The organism is Methylobacterium oryzae (genome assembly GCF_036441375.1).
Lineage (GTDB): Bacteria > Pseudomonadota > Alphaproteobacteria > Rhizobiales > Beijerinckiaceae > Methylobacterium > Methylobacterium oryzae_A.
Genome location: NZ_MLCA01000001.1, coordinates 544,642 through 560,514, shown reverse-complemented (window position 1 = coordinate 560,514; position 15,873 = coordinate 544,642). Strand labels below are relative to the sequence as shown.

At 72.4% G+C, this 15,873-nt stretch carries 18 protein-coding genes; 12 read left to right on the top strand and 6 right to left on the bottom strand.

The window, feature by feature from the left end:
• Positions 1-96 precede the first annotated feature (96 nt).
• From MOTC310_RS02570 to queC, 3 genes are all read left to right on the top strand, one after another.
• Entirely contained in the window at positions 97-1,050 is a 954-nt protein-coding gene (locus MOTC310_RS02570) for a dihydrodipicolinate synthase family protein (RefSeq protein ID WP_331300691.1), read from the top strand.
• 100 nt (positions 1,051-1,150) lie between these two features.
• On the top strand, positions 1,151-1,507 hold the full coding sequence (gene queD, locus MOTC310_RS02565; RefSeq protein ID WP_091777084.1) for a 6-carboxytetrahydropterin synthase QueD: 357 nt from the start codon (positions 1,151-1,153) through the stop codon (positions 1,505-1,507).
• Positions 1,497-2,216: a 7-cyano-7-deazaguanine synthase QueC gene (gene queC / locus MOTC310_RS02560; protein ID WP_331300690.1), complete on the top strand. Its 720-nt coding sequence runs from the start codon at positions 1,497-1,499 to the stop codon at positions 2,214-2,216. Before queD ends, queC begins: the two co-directional genes overlap by 11 nt.
• Here queC and MOTC310_RS02555 read toward each other — a convergent pair.
• Positions 2,203-2,769 (bottom strand): TetR/AcrR family transcriptional regulator, encoded by a 567-nt coding sequence (locus MOTC310_RS02555; protein ID WP_331300689.1) that lies wholly within the window; start codon positions 2,767-2,769, stop codon positions 2,203-2,205. The two genes, queC and MOTC310_RS02555, sit on opposite strands and share 14 nt — an antisense overlap.
• A gap of 159 nt (positions 2,770-2,928) precedes the next feature.
• Here MOTC310_RS02555 and MOTC310_RS02550 point away from each other — a divergent pair, with 159 nt between their 5' ends.
• From MOTC310_RS02550 to MOTC310_RS02525, 6 genes are all read left to right on the top strand, one after another.
• Entirely contained in the window at positions 2,929-3,891 is a 963-nt protein-coding gene (locus MOTC310_RS02550) for a quinoprotein relay system zinc metallohydrolase 2 (protein WP_331300688.1), read from the top strand.
• A gap of 41 nt (positions 3,892-3,932) precedes the next feature.
• Positions 3,933-4,772, top strand: a complete 840-nt coding sequence (locus tag MOTC310_RS02545) for a quinoprotein dehydrogenase-associated SoxYZ-like carrier (RefSeq protein ID WP_331300687.1) — start codon at positions 3,933-3,935, stop codon at positions 4,770-4,772.
• Between the two features lie 2 nt (positions 4,773-4,774).
• Positions 4,775-5,371 (top strand): rhodanese-like domain-containing protein, encoded by a 597-nt coding sequence (locus MOTC310_RS02540; protein ID WP_331300686.1) that lies wholly within the window; start codon positions 4,775-4,777, stop codon positions 5,369-5,371.
• A 126-nt stretch (positions 5,372-5,497) separates the two neighbouring features.
• Positions 5,498-6,316, top strand: a complete 819-nt coding sequence (panB, locus tag MOTC310_RS02535) for a 3-methyl-2-oxobutanoate hydroxymethyltransferase (RefSeq protein ID WP_331300685.1) — start codon at positions 5,498-5,500, stop codon at positions 6,314-6,316.
• 118 nt (positions 6,317-6,434) lie between these two features.
• Complete coding sequence (locus MOTC310_RS02530; protein WP_331300684.1) at positions 6,435-6,695, top strand: DUF333 domain-containing protein; 261 nt, start codon at positions 6,435-6,437, stop codon at positions 6,693-6,695.
• 161 nt (positions 6,696-6,856) lie between these two features.
• On the top strand, positions 6,857-8,413 hold the full coding sequence (locus MOTC310_RS02525) for a serine hydrolase (RefSeq protein ID WP_331300683.1): 1,557 nt from the start codon (positions 6,857-6,859) through the stop codon (positions 8,411-8,413).
• 9 nt (positions 8,414-8,422) lie between these two features.
• On the opposite strand, the gene MOTC310_RS02520 is transcribed toward MOTC310_RS02525, so the two are convergent.
• Complete coding sequence (locus MOTC310_RS02520) at positions 8,423-9,421, bottom strand: NUDIX hydrolase (protein WP_331300682.1); 999 nt, start codon at positions 9,419-9,421, stop codon at positions 8,423-8,425.
• Positions 9,422-9,642: 221 nt separating this feature from the next.
• Here MOTC310_RS02520 and thiE point away from each other — a divergent pair, with 221 nt between their 5' ends.
• The 3 genes from thiE (at position 9,643) to MOTC310_RS02505 (ending at position 11,940) form a co-directional block, all read left to right on the top strand.
• A complete protein-coding gene (thiE, locus tag MOTC310_RS02515) occupies positions 9,643-10,377 on the top strand; it encodes a thiamine phosphate synthase (RefSeq protein WP_331300681.1) in 735 nt (244 codons plus the stop codon).
• Positions 10,374-11,189 carry a bifunctional hydroxymethylpyrimidine kinase/phosphomethylpyrimidine kinase gene (gene thiD, locus MOTC310_RS02510; protein ID WP_331300680.1) on the top strand — a complete coding sequence of 272 codons (816 nt, stop codon included), beginning with the start codon at positions 10,374-10,376 and terminating at the stop codon, positions 11,187-11,189. Before thiE ends, thiD begins: the two co-directional genes overlap by 4 nt.
• Before the next feature lie 124 nt (positions 11,190-11,313).
• Positions 11,314-11,940 (top strand): helix-turn-helix domain-containing protein, encoded by a 627-nt coding sequence (locus MOTC310_RS02505; RefSeq protein ID WP_331289693.1) that lies wholly within the window; start codon positions 11,314-11,316, stop codon positions 11,938-11,940.
• A 12-nt stretch (positions 11,941-11,952) separates the two neighbouring features.
• Here the strand turns inward: MOTC310_RS02505 and MOTC310_RS02500 are convergent, their stop codons facing one another.
• The 4 genes from MOTC310_RS02500 to MOTC310_RS02485 all read right to left on the bottom strand — a co-directional run bounded on the left by MOTC310_RS02500 (position 11,953) and on the right by MOTC310_RS02485 (position 15,856).
• The gene (locus tag MOTC310_RS02500; protein ID WP_331300679.1) at positions 11,953-12,921 is read right to left on the bottom strand and encodes a helix-turn-helix domain-containing protein; all 969 of its coding nucleotides are present in this window, start codon (positions 12,919-12,921) and stop codon (positions 11,953-11,955) included.
• A gap of 244 nt (positions 12,922-13,165) precedes the next feature.
• Positions 13,166-13,744: an ABC-type transport auxiliary lipoprotein family protein gene (locus MOTC310_RS02495; RefSeq protein ID WP_331289734.1), complete on the bottom strand. Its 579-nt coding sequence runs from the start codon at positions 13,742-13,744 to the stop codon at positions 13,166-13,168.
• 121 nt (positions 13,745-13,865) lie between these two features.
• A complete protein-coding gene (locus tag MOTC310_RS02490) occupies positions 13,866-14,948 on the bottom strand; it encodes an MlaD family protein (protein WP_331300678.1) in 1,083 nt (360 codons plus the stop codon).
• Positions 14,949-15,070: 122 nt separating this feature from the next.
• Positions 15,071-15,856, bottom strand: coding sequence for an ABC transporter ATP-binding protein (locus MOTC310_RS02485; RefSeq protein WP_331289695.1), 786 nt, complete (start codon positions 15,854-15,856; stop codon positions 15,071-15,073).
• Between the last annotated feature and the right edge of the window lie 17 nt (positions 15,857-15,873).

Genomic DNA, 15,873 nt, shown 5'->3' with positions numbered 1-15,873 from the left:
CCAGACCCGCGCGGCGCTGCCATGGAGAGGCGTGCCGCCCCGCGAGGCCCGCGAGGCCGGCCGGGACGATCCCACCTCCCAGCAGGCGAGCCGGCGATGGCCTTCGATCGACACATCTTCTCCGGCACGATCCCGGCCCTGATGACGCCCTGCCGGCCGGACCGGACGCCTGACCTCGACGCCCTCGCGCGCAAGGGACGGGAGCTCGTCGATGCCGGCATGTCGGCGGTCGTCTACTGCGGCTCGATGGGCGACTGGCCGCTGCTCACCGACGAGGAGCGGATGGCGGGCGTCGAGCGGCTGCTCGCCGCCGGCGTCCCGGTGATCGTCGGGACCGGCGCCCAGAACCCGAAGCGGGCCGCGGCGCTCGCGGCCCACGCCAAGGCGGCCGGCGCCCACGGCCTGATGATCATCCCGCGGGTCCTGTCGCGCGGTAGCTCGGCCGCGGCCCAGGAGGCGCATTTCGGCGGCATCCTGGAGGCGGCCGTCGACCTGCCGTCGGTGATCTACAACAGCCCCTATTACGGGTTCGAGACCCGGGCGGACCTGTTCTTCCGCCTGCGCGCCCACCACCCGCACCTCGTCGGCTTCAAGGAATTCGGCGGCGCGGCCTCGCTCACCTACGCGGCCGAGCACATCACCGGCCAGTCGCCCGACATCACCCTGATGGTCGGGGTGGATACCCAGGTGGTGCACGGCTACGTCAATTGCGGCGCCCGGGGCGCCATCACGGGCATCGGCAACGTCCTGCCGCGGGAAGTGCTCCACCTCGTCGCCCTGTGCGAGAAGGCCGCCGCGGGCGACGTCCGGGCCCGGCGCCGGGCCGAGGAACTCGACGCCGCGCTGGCGATCCTGTCGAGCTTCGACGAGGGGACCGACCTCGTCCTCTACTACAAGCACCTGATGGTGCTGGAGGGGAACCCGGAATACGCGCTGCACTTCAACGCCACCGACGCGCTCAGCGCCGGTCAGCGCCACTACGCGGAGACGCAGCTGCGCCTGTTCAAGGCGTGGTACGCACAGTGGTCGGAGGCCGGCGCCGGGGCCTGATCCCCGGGCGCGCCGCCGAACGCAGGGCAGCCCGCCTTTGCGCGGGACCGCCCGTCGGCGCTATGGCGGGGGCGAGATCGGCCACACCCGCGAACCGTCCATGAAGATCACCCAAGCCTTCACCTTCGAGGCGGCCCACCGGCTGCCGAACGTGCCCGAGACCCACCGCTGCCACCGGATGCACGGGCATTCCTACCGGGTCGAGTTGACGGTCGCCGGCCCGGTCGATCCCCAGACCGGCTGGGTGATCGACTTCTACGACATCGAGTCGATCTTCGGGCCGCTGCTCGCCCGGCTCGACCACCACTGCCTCAACGAGATCGAGGGGCTGGAGAACCCAACTGCCGAAAACATCGCCGCCTGGATCTGGCAGCGCCTCCGGCCGGACCTGCCGGGCCTCGCGCGGGTGCGGGTCGCCGAGACCCCGATGTCCTGGGCCGAGTACGATGGCGAGTGACGCCGCGATCGCCGGGGACCGCGCCGCGCTGGTCCTGTTCTCCGGGGGACAGGATTCGGCCACCTGCCTGGCCTGGGCCCTGGACCGGTTCGACCACGTCGAGACCCTCGGCTTCGACTACGGGCAGCGCCACCGGGTCGAGCTCGACCGCCGCGCGGCCCTGCGGGCTGGCACGACCGCCCTCGATCCCGCCTGGGCGGCCCGCCTCGGCGAGGACCACACACTGGCCCTCGACGCCCTCGGGCAGGTCTCCGAGACGGCGCTCACCCGGGAGGCCGCGATCGGCTACGAGGCGTCGGGCCTGCCCAACACCTTCGTGCCCGGCCGCAACCTCGTGTTCCTGACCTTCGCGGCGGCGCTCGCCTACCGGCGGGGGCTCCGGCACGTGGTCGGCGGCATGTGCGAGACCGACTATTCCGGCTACCCGGATTGCCGCGACGACACGATCAAGGCCCTGCAGGTGGCGCTCAATCTCGGCATGGAGCGGCGCTTCGTGCTGCACACGCCGCTGATGTGGCTCGACAAGGCGCAGACCTGGGAGCTGGCCGAGAGCCTCGGCGGGCGGCCGCTGGTCGACCTGATCGTCGAGGAGAGCCACACCTGCTACCTCGGCGAGCGCGGGCAGCGGCATGCCTGGGGCTACGGCTGCGGCACCTGCCCGGCCTGCCGCCTGCGGGCGGACGGCTACGCCCGGTTCACTGCGGCCTGAGGCCGTCGACCAGCACCGCCAGCGTCCCCCGGAAGGCGTCGGGGCTCGCGAACAGGCGCTCCATCAGGAGCGCCCCCTCCAGGGTGGCGACGACGTAGCGGGCGAGCGCCGCCGGATCCGCGCCGCCGCGCACGCTGCCGTCCGCCTGGCCCGCGCGCAGGATGCCCTCAAGCCACGCGAGGTGGTCCGCGAAGAAGGCCGCGATGTCCCGGCGCAGGCGCTCGGGCAGGGCCTCGCCCTCGATGGCAAGCGCCGCGCAGAGGCAGCCGAGCCCCTGCTCGACGCCGCCGAGATAGAGCCGCCCGTAGGCCTCGACCCGGCCGGGGCCGTCCGGCACGTCCCGGCGGATCGCTTCCAGGGCCGCGGCGTAGCGCGCCGCGTAGGCCGCCACGAGGGCGGCGCCGAGATCGACCTTGGTGGGGAAGTGGTGGTGGATGCTCGCCTTGCGGATGCCCACCGCCGCCGCGAGGTCGGCGTAGCTGAAGCCGGCGAAGCCGCGGCCCCGCACCAGGGTCTCGGCCTGCATCAGCAACTCGGCGCGGGTATCCCTCATCGCGGCGATCGTCGCTCCAAACTCGCCCCCATCATCGCACGAAGTCACGCGAACGTGCGGCCGCGGCGGGGACCGGCTCCCGGCGGCCCCTTGACGGACGAGTAATCTACCTACTTAATGGTAGACAATCAAGAACGGGCAAGATCGGGAGGTTTCGGCATGACGGCACGCGCCGTCCATCCGCGGAGGCAGGCCGCCGGGCCGACGCGGCGGCACGCCCTCTTCGCGGGGCTCTGCCTGTGCTGCCTGCCGACGCTGGGCCGCGCCGCCGAGAGCTTCACGATGGAGGAGGTCGGGCCCGGCCTGTACGTGCGCAAGGGCCTGATCGCCGACGCCACCCCCGACAACGCCGACGCCATCGCCAATATCGGCTTCCTCGTCGGCAGGACCGGCGTGGTGGTGACCGAGTCCGGCGGCAGCCTCGCCGACGGCCAGTGGCTGCGCGCCGAGATCGCCAAGCGCACGGACAAGCCGATCACCCACGTGGTGCTGACCCACGTCCACCCGGACCACGTCTTCGGGGCAGGGGCCTTCGTCCAGGACAAGCCGGTCTTCATCGGCCACGCCAAGCTCACCGAGGCGCTGGCGGCCCGGGGCGAGTTCTACCGCAAGCGGCTGATCGATCTGCTCGGCGAGGACCGGACCGGGCCGGTGGTCTACCCGACCATGACCGTCGCCGACACGGCCGAGATCGACCTCGGCGACCGCCGCCTGACCTTCACGGCGCACGGTCCGGCGCACACCACCTCGGACCTGTCGATGATCGATTCCGGCAGCGGCCTGCTGTTCCCCGCCGACCTGCTGTTCGTGAACCGGATCCCCTCCCTCGACGGCAGCCTCAAGGGCTGGCTCGCCGAGATCGAGCGGCTGAAGGCCATGGGTCCCGCCCGGGCCGTGCCGGGCCACGGCCCCGTCGCGGTCGACCTCGCCCCGGCGCTCGCCGACCTCTCCGGCTACCTGACCGCCCTGCGCGACGGCACCCGGGCGGCGATCGCCAAGGACGTCCCGATCGAGAAGGCCGTGACCAGCGTCGCGGCGGACCAGCGCGACAAGTGGGCGCTGTTCGACACCTACAACGGCCGCAACGTCACCGTGGCCTACCAGGAACTCGAGTGGGAATAGGTTTCAAAATCCCCATATCCGAATCGATCGGGAGGCACGCCATGACGCACAGGATCGGACAGACCTTCTCCACCCTCGCCCTCGGCCTCGTCCTGGCGACGACGGCCCTGTCGGGACCGCTCGCCGGCGCCGCGCGGGCGGCCGGCGCCTCCGACACCGACCAGGAGCGGGCGGCCCGCTGGCAGGAGATCGCCAAGTCGATCTTCGGCGACCGCCAGATCGCCCCGACCGACAGCCTCGTGAAGATCGAGGCGCCCGCCCGGGCGCTCGACGCCGCGCTGGTGCCGATCACCCTGACCATGCCCAACGACGGGCAGATCAAGGCGGTCTCGCTGATCATCGACGACAACCCGGCGCCCTACGCGGCCAAGTTCGAGTTCGGGCCGGCCGCCGACCCGGCCGAGCTGAAGCTGCGCGTGCGGGTCAACAACTACACCGACATGCACGCCGTGGTGGAGACGACGGACGGCAAGCTCTACGAGGCCAAGCAGTTCGTGAAGGCCTCCGGCGGCTGCTCGGCCCCGATGGGCATGAGCGACGAGGAGGCCATGAAGGGCATGGGCGACATGCGCATGAAGTTCGCCGAGACGGCGGCCGGCAAGCCCGTGGAGGCGACGCTGATGATCCGCCACCCGAACTTCTCCGGCATGCAGATGAACCAGGTGACCCGCGACTACACGCCGGCGCGCTACATCGACAAGGTCACCGTCTCGGCGGGCGACCGGAAGGTCTTCACCATGACGGGCGACATCTCGATCGCCTCGAACCCGGTGATCAACTTCGCGCTCAAGCCGGACGGCAAGCCGATCCAGGTCGCGGCCTCCGACAACCAGGGCGGCCAGTGGCAGCACAGCTTCACGGCGCCGAGCCCGACGAACTGACCATGCGGCGCCTCCTCCTGACCGGCCGGGCCGCGGCGGCCTGCGCCGCGCTCCTCTGCCTCGCCGCGGCGCCGGCCGATTCCCCGGTGAACGTGCCCGAGCCGGAGGGGCTCTACGCCGGCCCCCCGAAGGGCTACACGCCCCCGACCCTCAAGGGCGCCGCCGTGGTCGACGCCGACGCCGTCGCCGCCCTGATGGCCGGGCCCGACAAGCCGGTGCTGCTCGACGTGGCGGCGCCGGACCGCAAGCCATCGAACTTCCCGGAGGGCCGCCTGTGGCTGCCGGTGCATCCCTCGATCCCCGGCGCCGTCTGGATGCCGGAGGCCGGCGCCGAGCCCCTGGCGCCGGCGCGCGAGGCGCTGTTCTACGCCCGCGTCGCGGCGCTGACCGGGAGCGACACGGCCAAGCCCATCGTGGTGTTCTGCCACGTCGAGTGCTGGGGCAGCTGGAACGCCGCCAAGCGGCTGGTGCGGAAGGGCTATACCGGCGTGCGCTGGTTCCCCCAGGGCGTCGAGGGCTGGCAGGAGAAGCACGAGACCGCGAACCTGAAGGTCGATCCGGACTGGAAGGCGGGCGCCGAGCCGCAGGCGGGGCGCTGACCCGCGGCGCCGGGCGTTGTAAGCAGGGGCCGCGGAACGCGGATCGCGAAGCGGGACGCGCGCCCGCTCCCGGACGGGAGAGGGCGCCTCCGCCCCGTCCGCGGTGGACGGAATGAGGTCTGAACCATGTCGCAGGTCGTGCAGTCCCGCCGGCTCCGGGCGATCGATATCGGCAAGCGCAAGGCCGAGGGGCGCAAGATCATCGCGCTCACCGCCTACCACGCCCACACGGCCGGGATCGTCGATCCCTACTGCGACTTCATCCTCGTGGGCGATTCCCTCGGCATGGTCATGCACGGGATGGAATCGACGATCCCCGTGACCCTGGAGATGATGATCCTCCAGGCCCAGGCGGTGATCCGCGGCACGCAGAAGGCGCTGGTCGTGGTCGACATGCCGTTCGGCTCCTACGAGGCGAGCCGGGAGCAGGCCTTCCTCAGCGCCTCCCGGGTCCTCAAGGAGACCGGCGCCGGCGCGATCAAGCTGGAGGGCGGCGCCCACTTCGCCGAGACGGTGGCGTTCCTCGTCCAGCGCGGCGTGCCGGTGATGGGCCATATCGGACTCACCCCGCAGGCGGTGAACACGATGGGCGGCTTCAAGGTGCAGGGCCGGGGGCCGGACGACGAGCGCCGCCTGCTGGAGGATGCCCGCGCCATCTCGGAGGCCGGCGCCTTCGCGATCGTGCTGGAGGGCATCGTCGAGCCGGTGGCGCGGGCGATCGCGTCCTCGCCCCGCGTGACCGCCGCTACGATCGGCATCGGCGCCTCGGCGGTCTGCGACGGGCAGATCCTGGTGCTGGAGGACATGCTCGGCCTGTCCGAGCGCACGCCGAAATTCGTGCGCCAGTTCGGGAGCCTGCGGACCCACATCGAGGACGCCGTGAAGGCCTACGCCGAGGAGGTCCGGGCCGGACGGTTCCCGGCCGACGACCACACCTACGGGTAGGACAGGGCGGGGGCCGGGCCCGGCCAGCGCGCCCGCGAAGTCCTGAACGGACCGCGCCGGCCCCGTTCAGCCGGAGCGGGGTATCGGTCTGCCGGTCGTGCCATCGGGAGTAGGCGCCGTGAGGCTTGTCAGTGCGTTCGCGGTCTGCGCCGCCTGTGTCGGGGCCGCCCTGGCCGGACCGCGACCGGCCTTCGCGCTCGAGAACCCGGCCTCGGCCTTCTGCGCGACCATGGACGGTCGATCGATCCTCGCGAAGCTGCCCGACGGCGGCACGATCGGGCTGTGCGCCCTTCCGGGCCGGAAGATCGTCGAGGAATGGACGCTGTACCGGATGCTCCACGGCGTGAAGCCGGCACCCGACGCCGACCCGTTCCGATAGCCCGGCCGAGACGTCCGGTCCGGTTCTCGGACAGTCTTCGTCCACCTTCCACCGGCCCGCCGCGCGCATATGAGGCGCGATCCGTGCCGGCGTGATTGATCTCGCCGGCCCGACGATGCCACTCTCGTCGTCCGAACTCTCTCAGGCGGGATCGACGACTCATGCAGCGGGCCCGATCGCGCCGGCGCCTCGTCCGCGCGGGCCTCGCCCTCGGCCTGATCGCGGCCGGGCCCGGAGCCGGATCCGCCGGGACGCTCACGCGGGCGCAGGTCGAGGCGCAGTTGCCGGCGCTGGAGGCGCTGGCGCAGCGGGCCGTCGACGCGGGCGCGGTGCCGGGCCTCGCGATCGCGGTCGTCCTCGGCGACGCGACGCTCCTCCTGAAGGGATACGGCCTCAGGCAGGCCGGGAAGACGGATCCGGTCGGCCCCGACACCGTCTTCCAGATCGCCTCCCTGTCCAAGCCCGTGACCGCGACGATCGTGGCGGCCCTGGTGGGCGAGGGGGTGGTCGACTGGGATTCGCGCGTCGCGGATCTCGATCCCGCCTTCCAGCTGCGCGAGCCCTACCCGACCGCGCAGGTCACGGTGCGCGACTTTCTGAACCATCGCAGCGGCCTGCCGGGGACCGCCGGCGACGACCTGGAGGCGATCGGCTTCGGCCGCGACGCGATCCTGCACCGGCTCCGCCTCGCGCCGCCCGCCTCCAGCTTCCGCGCCGGCTACGCCTACAGCAATTTCGGCTTCACCGAGGGCGCGGTCGCCGCCGCGAGGCCGACCGGCCAGCCCTGGGAGGCGGTGGCCCGGGACCGGCTGTTCCGGCCGCTCGGGATGACCGCCACCGGCACGACCCACGCGGAGTTCCTGAGCCGGACCGACCGCGCGGCGCTCCATGTCCGGGCCGGCGGCGTCTGGACCGCCGAGGTCGAGCGGGATCCCGACGCCCAGGCCCCGGCCGGCGGCGTCAGCGCCCCTGTCCGCGACCTCGCGCGCTGGCTGCGGCTCGTGATCGGCAGCGGCCGCTTCGAGGGCGCGCAGCGCGTCGAGGCCCCGGCCCTGGCGCAGACGCACGTCCCGCTCACGGCCCGCGGCCGCAATCCCGTGACCGGCGGCGCGTCCTTCTACGGCCTCGGCTGGAACGTCGAGTACGGCCGCCACGGCCTCGTCTGGGGCCACGCGGGCGCCTTCAGCGTCGGGGCGCAGACGCTCGTCTCGATCCATCCCGAGGCCGGCCTCGGGATCCTCGTCCTGACCAACGCTTTCCCGTCCGGCGTGCCGGAAGGGCTGGCCGACAGCTTCGCCGACCTCGTCTTCGACGGCCGCGTCGGCCGCGACTGGGTGCAGGCCTGGGGCGCGGCCTACGAGACCCTGTTCGCGCCGGGCATCGCCGCCGACAAGGCGGCCTACGGGACGCCGCCGGCGCCGCCCTCCGCGCCCCTGGCGCCGTCGGCCTACGCGGGGCGCTACGCCAACGCCTATGTCGGCGAGGCCGTGGTGACCGAGGCGGACGGCGCCCTGACGCTGACGGTCGGCCCCGGGGGCGCGCGCCGCTACCCGCTCCGGCACTTCGACCGCGACCTCTTCCTCAGCTTCCCGGACGCGGAGGCGCCCGACCGCCCCTCCGCCGTCCGCTTCGCGATCGGGAGCGACGGCCGGGCCGCCACCGTGACGGTCGACGCGCTCGACGCGAGCGGGCTCGGCACCCTCGCGCGGCGGGACTGACCGCCGCCGTCACCCCNCCGCGCGCCGGGACGGCAGCCGCAGGCCGGGGGCCGGGCGCTCCAGCAGCACCTCCCGGCGGAAGCGCACCAGCCGCGCCGGGCGGCCGGCGGCGCCGCTGGTGACGCTCTCGGTCTCCTCCACCAGCCCCTGCTGGGCCACGAGGCGCCGGAAATTCTGCTTGTGCAGCTGCGTCCCCGACAGGGCCTCCACGGTCTTCTGCAGCTGCAGCAGGGTGAATTCCGGCGGCATCAATTCGAACACCACCGGGCGATACTTGATCTTGCCCCGGAGCCGGCCGATCGCGGTGGCGAGCACCCGCCGGTGGTCGAACGCCATCGGCACGCCGGTCGGATCGTTCGGCAGGGCCGGGCCCGGATTGCCCCGCGCCTCCGGGATCAGCCCGGCCTCGAACAGCAATTCGTAGCGCTCCAGCACGCGCTCCTCGTTCCACGTGCCGCCGTTCATGCCGAAGGTCAGCCCGAGACGGTCCAGGCGGCGCGTGCGGGTGGCGCAATCCTCGGGCTCGGATGCCCAGGCGGCGAGCCGCGCCTCGATGGCGTCGAGCTGGCGCGGCCGCCCTTGCCGGAAATCCTCGTAGGGCAGGTAGCGGTACCAGTTCTGCCACGCGGCCTCGGCGATCCCCGCCGGCCGCTCCTCGCGGACGAGCGCCAGATAGGCCACCGAGAGCGAGTGCACCCCCGACAGGGTCGCCGTGCCGGAGCGGTCGCGGTCGCCGAAGGTGTAGAGCTGCTCCACGTAGCCGAGGCGCTGATGCGTCTGCCGCTCCACCCAGGCGCGCAGACCCCGCTCCAGGGTGGCGTGCTCGGGGACGAGGGGACCGGCCGGCAGGCCGTCGCCGCGGCCGGGCGCCTGGTCCGGGACCCGGACCGTCAGGGCGCGCGGCTCTCCCTTGGTCGCGGCGACGATCACCGCGACGAGGCCTACGGAGGAGCGCTCCGGCGGGGCCTGCCCCCCGCGCGCATCCGTCTGCGCCGCGGCACCCTTCATCGTTCCTCGACCGTCCGTCCCCGGGATGCGCCGTAGCGGATCCCACCTATAGGGGGGCAGGATCGCCGCGCGTCAACGCCGCTGTATGAGGGAGCCGACCCGGCCCGCTCGCCGCGCCGCCTGCCGGGGCCGCCGCTTGCCAATGCCGCGTGGGCTGCCCAAACAGGGGTTCCGGGCGGGCCGGCACCGGGCCGGCCGAGGCGGATCGAGCGATCACAGCGATGCCAGCGAGCGCGACTTCCCCGGCGACTTCCCCGGCGACATCCACCGAGCCCCGCAGCCGAGCCGTCGACCTGCGGCTCTACGGGCTGCTCGACGTCGGCGTCTGCGGCGCGGACGGGGCGCGGCTGGCGGAACTCGGCGCCGAGGCGGTGGCGGGGGGCTGCACCCTGCTCCAGTACCGCGAGAAGGACATCGCCGATGCCCGGGCTGCCCTGGCGCGGATCCGGGCGATCCTAGAGGCGGTGGGCGGCCGGGTCCCGGTCCTCGTCAACGACCGCGTCGACCTCGCCCTCGCGGCGGGCGCGGACGGGGTGCATCTCGGCCAGGGCGACCTCCACCCGGCCGACGCGCGCCGGCTCCTGGGGGAGGGCGCGATCATCGGCCTCACCCTGAAGAAGCCCGCGCAGGCCGACGAGCTGTACCGGCTGCCCGTCGACTACGCCTGCATCGGCGGCGTGTTCGCCACCACCAGCAAGGACAATCCCGACCCGCCGGTGGGCCTCGACGGCTTCGCCAGCATCGCCTTCCGCGCCCGCCTCGCCCGCGGGGCCGGCCTGCCGCTGGGCGCCATCGCGGGGATCGGCCTCGACAACGCCGCCGCGGTGGTCGCCGCGGGGGCGGACGGCGTCGCGGTCATCACCGCCCTGTTCGGCGCCGAGTCGGTGCGCCAGCGCGCCCGCGACCTGCGCGCGCGGATCGACGCCGCCCTGGCGGAACGGGCCGGCTCCCGATGAGCGGCGCCGCGCCCATCGCGGTGACGATCGCGGGCTCGGATTCCGGCGGCGGCGCCGGCATCCAGGCGGACCTCAAGACCTTCTCGGCGCTGGGCGTCTACGGCGCCAGCGTGATCACGGCGCTGACCGCGCAGAACACGACGGGCGTCCAGGGCATCCACGACGTGCCGGCGGACTTCGTCGCCCGGCAGATCGACAGCGTGTTCTCCGACCTCGCCGTGAAGGCCGTGAAGATCGGCATGCTGTCGCAGACCGCGGTGATCGCGGCGGTCGCCGAGGGCCTGGAGCGCCACGCCGGGTCGATCTCGGTCGTCCTGGACCCGGTGATGGTCGCCACCAGCGGCGATCGGCTGATCACCGACGCGGCCGTGGCGACGCTCCGCGAGCGGCTGCTGCCGCGGGCCGACCTGATCACCCCCAACCTGCCGGAGGCGGCGGTGCTCCTCGGCGAGGCCGTCGCCGCGGACGCGGCGGCGATCGTGGCCCAGGCGCGGCGACTCGTGGCTCTCGGCGCCCGGGCGGTGCTGATCAAGGGCGGCCACGGCGCGGGGCGCGAGAGCATCGACCACCTCGTCACGGCGGACGGCACCCTGCGGACCCTGTCGGCACCGCGGATCGCGACGCGCAACACCCACGGCACCGGCTGCACGCTCTCGGCCGCGGTGGCGGCGGGCCTCGCCCAGGGCCTGGCTTTGCCGGAGGCGGTGGCGGAGGCCAAGGCCTACCTCACGGCCGCCCTCGTGGCGGCGGACAGCCTCGCGGTGGGGTCGGGGCACGGGCCGGTCCATCACTTCCACGCCGTCTGGTCCTAGACCTGTCCGGAGCCGGCGCTTTCCGGTGCGCGCGCCGCCCGCCGCCTTGCAACCGGGCGACGATTGCGTTTGAAGAAGCGCACGATCGTTCGGATAACGGAACGGTGCAGGCGGATCGGGGACGATGCAGGATCAGGCGGAACGGCCCGACCGGGCGCGCGGGCGCGACCTGCTGACCGGGGCGCAGGCGCTCTCCGGCCAGCTCGGCAAGACCATCCAGCGACTGCGCAAGGCCTACAACCTGTCGCTCTCGGAACTCGCCGAGCAGTCCGGCGTGGCCAAGTCGATCATCAGCCAGATCGAGCGCAACGAGACCAACCCGACGCTCGCGACGATCTGGCGCCTGTCGCAGGCCCTCGACGTGTCGATCGAGCGGGTGCTGGCGGCCGGCGACGAGGAACCCTTCATCGAGAAGACCTCCCGGGCCGACACGCCGATCCTCGTCTCCGAGGACGGGAAGGTGCGGCTGGCGATCATCGGCTGGCTCAAGACGATCGAGTGGCTGCAATGGTACGAGGTCACGGCCGATCCGGGCGGCGTCCTGGACTCGGACCCGCACCAGCGCGGCTCGGTGGAATCCCTCTCGGTCACCGAGGGCGCGTTCGAGGTCGAGATCGGCGGCGTCGTGCAGCGGGCGCGGACCGGCGAGACCCTGCGCTACCGCTGCGACCGGCCCCACCTCGTGCGCTGCACGGACGGTCCGGCCCGGGCCACCATGGTGGTGATCATGAAGGCCGCCGTGATGGAGTGAGGGCCGCGCCGCTCATTCGGCGGCGCGCGACAGGGCCCGCTGACGGTAGTCGCGCGGGCCCAGGCCGTAGCGCTCCTTGAAGCGCCGGGAGAAATGGGACTGGCTCACGAAGCCGCAGCCATACGCCAGACTCCCCAGCGGCATGTGGAGGCAGCCCGGATCGGCCAGGCGCTTGGCGGCCGCCTCCAGCCTGCGGTGCCAGATCCAGTCGGAGATGTGCCGACCCTGCGCGCTGAACAGCGCCTGCAGCCGCCGCAGGGACACGCCGGTCGCGGCCGCGAGCCGGGGCGGGTCCAGGGTCGGATCGTGGAGATTGGCCTCGATATAGGCCCGGGCGCGCTGCATCACGACGCTGTCCCGGACGGGCTGCCGCACCTCCCGCGCGAGCCGCTCCGCGAGGCTGGCGACGATCAGGTCGAGGCCCGTCGAGACCAAACTCTCGGCCACCTGCGGCGTCAGCCGGTCTCCCAGACTCAGCAGGCTGCTCAGGAAGGACCGGGTCAGGGTCGCGGTCGGGAGATCGCCGCCGACGGTGACGCCGGCGAACAGGCGTGCGGATCCCAGGGACTCCTCCAGCCGCTCCCGCGGGATCCCGATGGCCAGCACCTCGCTGTAGCCGCTGTGCTCGATCGTCCAGGGCGTATTCGTATCCCGGATCGAGAAATCGCCGACTCGATCCGTGCTCGACCGATCGTACTGATGCGCGCGGACGTGTCCCGAGAGCACGACGCTCATGAACAGATGGTCGGTCTTGTGGTTTTCATGGCGAAGCGTGCGCGGTGTCGTGGACGCACGCAGATTGCGCAGGGCGAATTTCGTGAAGACCAGGCCGCCGATACTGGTTCCCTCGATTGTCGCGTCGAAGGGCTCGTCGTTGAGACAAGTCTGCGCCATAGGAACCAAGCGATCTTCGCAGACGTCTCGCCAAAGGCGAAACCTATACTTCTCCAATACACCTTCGGTTGAAAACAGAGTCTGCATCGCGGCAGCCGTATGACCGCGATTGCTGCGAACTGCAACCGCGACCTGTCCAGGCTTGACGCCGCGGCGAACGGACCGACCGGCAGGAAATCCCGCGCGCTCAACATGAATTGTCGGTTCCGCCCCATCGCCCGTCGCGCCTGACGGACCGTGGAGTGGATCCGCACGGCCGGCATTCGGGGAGACGTCCTATCGTGAGCGCCCCGCCCCGACGGACGCGTCGGCGACGGCCGACCTCGGGGCGTCAGCGCCCGCTGTTCACCCAGCGCACCACGTCGGCCAGCACGACGGTCAGCGCCTGATCGAGGGCGCGGGCGCCGTTGCCGGCATCGATCTTGGACACCGGCACGCGGGCCGTGAAGATCCGCGCCGCCGCCACCTTGCCGGTGCCGTCGGCCACGAGCTTCAGCGACAGGTCGACCACCGCCTCGCCGGTCCCGGACTGCACGTCGAAGGCGCGGATCTCGCTGATCAGCTGGTAATCGGACACGACCTTGTCGCCGGGCCGGCTCACCGAGCGCAGCCGCCCGGAGTTCTCCAGACTCTGGATGAGCCGCGTCTGGATCAGGCGCGGCAGCCGGTCGGCCCACTGGCCGCCGCCCAGGAAGGACAGGGCGCCGCCGTTCTCGCGGACGATGATCCGGTCGGCCTCGAAGGGCTGGATGCTCACCGGCTCAGAGACCACGATCGAGCGTCCGGCCGCGATCGGCCGCCCCGCGGCCGGCAGCGCCGCGAGGTCGAAGGTGAGGGGCGCCGCGCCGCCGCAGCCGCCCAGGAGGGCGGCGAGCAGCGCGGCTGCGGCGATGTGGGACGAGCGGACCATACGCATGACCTGAGGAACCCCGCCGGCGAACGGCGGAGCTGTATAAGCTATGCGGTTAAAACTAATCCGCTGCGGCATCCGTGCCGTGCGCCGGGACACATCCGCCCGGCGACGCGGCATTTCACCGGCCACCGTTGTATTCGGGCAACGAAGGCTTGCCGCCGAAGATCACCTGGCTCGGGTCGCGTTCCAGGCTGCGTACCGTGCGGTTGAGGGTGCTCAGCGTCCGCTGGCCGTCCCCCGACAGGGCCTCCACCTCCCGGCGGCCGGTGCCGCTCAGCCGGCCGAAATTGGCCGAAATGCTGGCGGTGCGCTTGTCGAGGTTCTCCGACATCGTCCGGAACGCCTTGCCGGCGTCGCGCACCGAGATCGCCGCCGCGCGGATCTCCGCGAAGGTGCTGGAGCCCTCCTGGCCGGAGGCGGAGCCCAGGAAGCTCTCGGCGCCGTTGAGCACCGCGTCGATCTTGTCGGCCGAGGCGCTGAGCTTGCCAGCGAGCAGCCGGGCGTCGTGCAGGCCCGCCTCGATGTCGGGGCTGGCCTTCGACAGCGCCGCGGAGAAGCGGTCGGCGTTGTCGATCACGCGGCCGAGCTTGGCCCCGTCCACCGCCTTGACCAGCGCCGAGATATTCGGGCCGGCATCGGCCAGCGTCTTCGAGAAGGTCTCGACATTGGCGAGCGACCGGTTGATCGCCCCCTCGTTGGCGGAGACGAGTCGGTCGAGGCGGGCCAGCATGTCGTCGGCCCTCTGCGCCACCTGGCGGGCCAGCGCCATCATGTCCTGCATGTCGGAGGAATCGGCGAAGATCGTCGGCGGCTCGCCGTTGGCCATCGGGGTCAGCACCGGCGCGTCGGCGTTGCCGCCCGACAGGGAGATCACCGAGACGCCGGTGAGCATCGCCGAGTCGAGGCGGGCGCGGGTGTCGGCCCGGAGCGGGGTCGCGGGATCGACCTTGATCTGGGCGAGCACCCGGCGGGGATCCTGCGGGGCGAGGCGGATATCGGTGACCTCGCCGACCTTGATGCCGTTGAAGTTCACGCTCGAGCCGCGCGACAGCCCTCCGACCGAGCCGGAGAAGACGATGCGGACGATCTGGCTGACCTGCCGCGACGAGCCGCCGGAGAGCCACAGCACGGTGCCGAAGCCCGCCAGGATGACGGCGATCGTGAAGGCGCCGATCAGGGCGTAGTTCGCGCGAGTTTCCATGCGCTCAACCTGCGATTCTAGCCGGCCGAGATCCGGCCGGGCCTGGAGCCCCGGCTCCCGGAGGGGAGCAGGGCGGGATCTGGGTGGGTCGGCGGCGATCGGGCATCGGATCAGGCATCGGATCAGGCATGGGCCGCGGCGCCGCCCGTCGCGATGGTCCGGGCGCGCTTGCCGTGGAAGTACGAGCGCAGCCAGGGATGGTCGCTCGCCAGCATCTCGTCGATCGTGCCGGCGGCGATGATCTGGCCGTCGCCGAGCGCCGCGATGCGGTCGCAGGCGGTGTAGAGGCTGTCGAGGTCGTGGGTGACCATGAAGACGGTCAGCCCCAGCGTCTCCTTGAGAGTCGAGACGAGGTCGTCGAACTCGCCCGCGCCGATCGGGTCGAGGCCCGAGGTCGGCTCGTCGAGGAACAGGATCTCGGGGTCGAGCGCCAGGGAGCGGGCGAGCGCCGCGCGCTTGATCATGCCGCCCGACAGTTCCGAGGGCAGCTTGTCGGCGGCGTCGGGCTTGAGGCCGACCATCTCGATCTTCAGCCGGGCGAACTCGTCGAGCAGGCGCTCGGACAGGTTCAGGTGCTCCCGCATCGGCACCTGGATGTTCTGCTTGACGGTGAGCGCCGAGAACAGGGCGCCCTGCTGGAACAGCACGCCCCAGCGCTGCTCCATCCGGCGCCGCTCGGCGTAGGTGAGCGCGTCGACGTCGCGGCCGAACACCTCGATGGTCCCGGCGCGCTTCGGGTTGAGACCCAGGATCGTCCGGGTGAGCACCGACTTGCCCTGGCCCGAGGGCCCGACGAAGCCCAGGATCTCGCCGGGGCGGATGTCGAGGCTCAGGCCCTTGAGGATGTTGCGGTCGCGGAAGCCGACCACGAGGTCGCGCACGCGGATGATCGGGGCGGGGGCGTTCATCGAGGCGTTCATCGAGG

Bases quoted from the DNA above. Each gene is read 5' to 3' on its own strand.
- MOTC310_RS02490 (WP_331300678.1), bottom strand. From the start codon at position 14,948: ATGGAAACTCGCGCGAACTACGCCCTGATCGGCGCCTTCACGATCGCC.
- queC (WP_331300690.1), top strand. From the start codon at position 1,497: ATGGCGAGTGACGCCGCGATCGCCGGGGACCGCGCCGCGCTGGTCCTG.
- MOTC310_RS02500 (WP_331300679.1), bottom strand. From the start codon at position 12,921: ATGCAGACTCTGTTTTCAACCGAAGGTGTATTGGAGAAGTATAGGTTT.
- panB (WP_331300685.1), top strand. From the start codon at position 5,498: ATGTCGCAGGTCGTGCAGTCCCGCCGGCTCCGGGCGATCGATATCGGC.
- MOTC310_RS02485 (WP_331289695.1), bottom strand. From the start codon at position 15,856: ATGAACGCCCCCGCCCCGATCATCCGCGTGCGCGACCTCGTGGTCGGC.
- MOTC310_RS02495 (WP_331289734.1), bottom strand. From the start codon at position 13,744: ATGGTCCGCTCGTCCCACATCGCCGCAGCCGCGCTGCTCGCCGCCCTC.
- MOTC310_RS02555 (WP_331300689.1), bottom strand. From the start codon at position 2,769: ATGAGGGATACCCGCGCCGAGTTGCTGATGCAGGCCGAGACCCTGGTG.
- MOTC310_RS02525 (WP_331300683.1), top strand. From the start codon at position 6,857: ATGCAGCGGGCCCGATCGCGCCGGCGCCTCGTCCGCGCGGGCCTCGCC.
- thiE (WP_331300681.1), top strand. From the start codon at position 9,643: ATGCCAGCGAGCGCGACTTCCCCGGCGACTTCCCCGGCGACATCCACC.
- thiD (WP_331300680.1), top strand. From the start codon at position 10,374: ATGAGCGGCGCCGCGCCCATCGCGGTGACGATCGCGGGCTCGGATTCC.
- MOTC310_RS02505 (WP_331289693.1), top strand. From the start codon at position 11,314: ATGCAGGATCAGGCGGAACGGCCCGACCGGGCGCGCGGGCGCGACCTG.
- MOTC310_RS02540 (WP_331300686.1), top strand. From the start codon at position 4,775: ATGCGGCGCCTCCTCCTGACCGGCCGGGCCGCGGCGGCCTGCGCCGCG.
- MOTC310_RS02570 (WP_331300691.1), top strand. From the start codon at position 97: ATGGCCTTCGATCGACACATCTTCTCCGGCACGATCCCGGCCCTGATG.
- MOTC310_RS02550 (WP_331300688.1), top strand. From the start codon at position 2,929: ATGACGGCACGCGCCGTCCATCCGCGGAGGCAGGCCGCCGGGCCGACG.
- queD (WP_091777084.1), top strand. From the start codon at position 1,151: ATGAAGATCACCCAAGCCTTCACCTTCGAGGCGGCCCACCGGCTGCCG.
- MOTC310_RS02545 (WP_331300687.1), top strand. From the start codon at position 3,933: ATGACGCACAGGATCGGACAGACCTTCTCCACCCTCGCCCTCGGCCTC.